The sequence below is a fragment of the Moorena sp. SIO2C4 genome, assembly GCF_010672485.1.
GTDB classification, from domain to species: domain Bacteria; phylum Cyanobacteriota; class Cyanobacteriia; order Cyanobacteriales; family Coleofasciculaceae; genus Moorena; species Moorena producens.
In genome coordinates this window covers 1-2,174 of record NZ_JAAHGN010001179.1, presented here as the reverse complement: position 1 = coordinate 2,174, position 2,174 = coordinate 1, and the positions used below count along the sequence as shown (strand labels likewise).

Sequence of the window (2,174 nt, the reverse complement as noted above, 5' to 3'; positions counted from 1 at the left end):
TGGGGTTTCCCCCATGAGCGACTGCCGTGGTCTCCCCCATGAGCGACTGCCGTGGTTTCCCCCATGAGCGACTGCCGTGGTCTTCCCCATGAGCGACTGCCGTGGTTTCCCCCACTCGCGCTTTGCATCAAGACAAGGAATATCCTATCTTACCATTGGCAAACAAGCAGCCCTACGCATACTATGCTGATCCTGAAGAGCCAGCTATCCCTCTAGAAGACTGGGATATGGAGAATAGCGATCGAGAAGTTTTATGATTGTTCTGGACACTCATATTTTTGTTTGGTGGAATCATAACGATCCTAAACTGACCAGTTACCACCGTGAGGTCATTGAGAATGAGAGACCAAATGGATTAGGAGTTTGTACGATAAGTCTTATTGAGATAGCAAGACTAGAAGCGTGCAGGCAGGATAATTCTTCCGGTATCTATTCAAGAATGGTTTGAAATTGCCCTAGCACAAGAAGGAGTTATTCTTTTTTCTATCACTCCTGCGATCGCAGTTGATGCTCAATCACTACCAGGTGATTTTCACAAAGACCCGGCAGATAGAATAATTGTCGCAACGGCGAGATTATCTAATTGTTCTATAGTGACAGTAGATCAGAAAATATTCAATTATTCTTATGTTAATGCTATTCCACCTACTTAACATTCAGTGGTCAGCCGAATACATTTTTTGATCCTTCATCCAGATGTTGTACATGGCCCACGTTGAACAGAGCAGTCTGTTCTAGACCTGTATTAACTTGGTACTTTAACTCAATTATGTTAAATCTCGGCTCATCCGGATCTCGGCTAACAGTAATTGTTCCCACTACCCGATCGCCCGGTGCAACTTTTAAGCTCTCTTTGAGGGGGTATAGTTGCTGACCCCAGTGGCTGTAAGTTGGTCCAGGCCCAGTATCGAGAACGACTCCGTTGGGAAAATCTGTGGTGAACCAGCCAAGAAACCCTTTAATTTCAGCGTGTTTGCTGATAGTGTACTCAAAATCCTGGCTGAACTGGAGGAGTGCGGTCGCATCGACTGTGGCACAGTCAAACTCAAGCACTTTCTGTGGTGCTGAGGCGAGATTGTCTGGGGACAAGTAGTTGACGCGCATACTAAGTAGTCGGACAAAACTAAAATTAACTCTTTACATAGGGAGCAGGGAGCAGGGAGCAGGGAGCAGAGGGACTTTTGGCCACTTTACACAAGTTAATACAGTAATGTTTATTTTTGTCCAGGTACTTATTTGTCAAAAAGTAGTCTGACAAATCCTGAACCACCTCCGAAGTGAAAATGGAATAGTCCACATCAAGACTCTGAAGATTAGTAACCGTTTCGTTCCACTCTGCTATCTCTTTTTCCAGCTTGAATCTGACAAAATCGGTGCGATCGCGATCGTTATCTGGTGCATACAGTCCAAGGATAATTGTGGCACGGGAAGGCAACATCAATCCACCTGGTTTTAGCCATTTGTCGCGAGCATATGCCACGCTATCAAACATCGATTCTTTGAGCAAAAAGCAGCCCATCCATTCGCTGACAATTACATCTACGGGTTCGGGTATTTCCACCTCCTCTACTTTTGAGTTGAGAATTGTCACGACATCTGACACATTTGACGACTGAACTAACCGTCTAGCAAGTTTAGCAGCATTACTAGCGTCCACGGCGTAAACACGTTTTGCACCAGCTTTAGCGGCCCAAACAGCTAATACACCTGTTCCAGTACCGACATCAAGGACGACCTTGTCCGCGATCATTTCCGACTTGTTCTTGAATATAGCTGAGTGATAGGCTTCCATCCTCGCGCTATCTTCTAACATGATTTTGTGCGATCGCATTGAGCCATACAAATCAAAGTATTTGAAAGCCCTCTCGGGCTGGGTAGGTTGTGTTGCTTCCATAAGATAGCTCCTTTGTTTTAAAATCAAGGTGGATTTAGTGGATCGTCAAAGACTATTTCTTTGGCATATACTTAAGCACTATTGAGCCAACACGCAATTAAGACTTAGTAGCCCCGGTTGCGATCAATTGCATTCTCCAATGGTCTTCCCTCACGACTGCAATCGATTGTATCCACAATGCGAGCGGCTAGCTCCTTAGGGTTACCCACAGCAGCAATATGGGGAGTTACTATAATGCGCGGATGAGACCAAAAAGGATCGTCATTGGGCAAGGGTTCCT

Annotated in this window: 3 protein-coding genes; 1 reads left to right on the top strand and 2 read right to left on the bottom strand. The window is 45.3% G+C overall.

The window, feature by feature from the left end:
* The first annotated feature begins 413 nt into the window (after nt 1–413).
* Nucleotides 414–653, top strand: coding sequence for a type II toxin-antitoxin system VapC family toxin (locus F6K20_RS35305; RefSeq protein WP_324293511.1), 240 nt, complete (start codon nt 414–416; stop codon nt 651–653).
* 10 nt (nt 654–663) lie between these two features.
* On the opposite strand, the gene F6K20_RS35300 is transcribed toward F6K20_RS35305, so the two are convergent.
* Both F6K20_RS35300 and F6K20_RS35295 read right to left on the bottom strand, forming a co-directional pair.
* Nucleotides 664–1,104 carry a hypothetical protein gene (locus F6K20_RS35300; RefSeq protein ID WP_008188139.1) on the bottom strand — a complete coding sequence of 147 codons (441 nt, stop codon included), beginning with the start codon at nt 1,102–1,104 and terminating at the stop codon, nt 664–666.
* Nucleotides 1,105–1,129: 25 nt separating this feature from the next.
* Nucleotides 1,130–1,894 (bottom strand): methyltransferase domain-containing protein, encoded by a 765-nt coding sequence (locus F6K20_RS35295; RefSeq protein ID WP_008188138.1) that lies wholly within the window; start codon nt 1,892–1,894, stop codon nt 1,130–1,132.
* Nucleotides 1,895–2,174 lie beyond the last annotated feature (280 nt).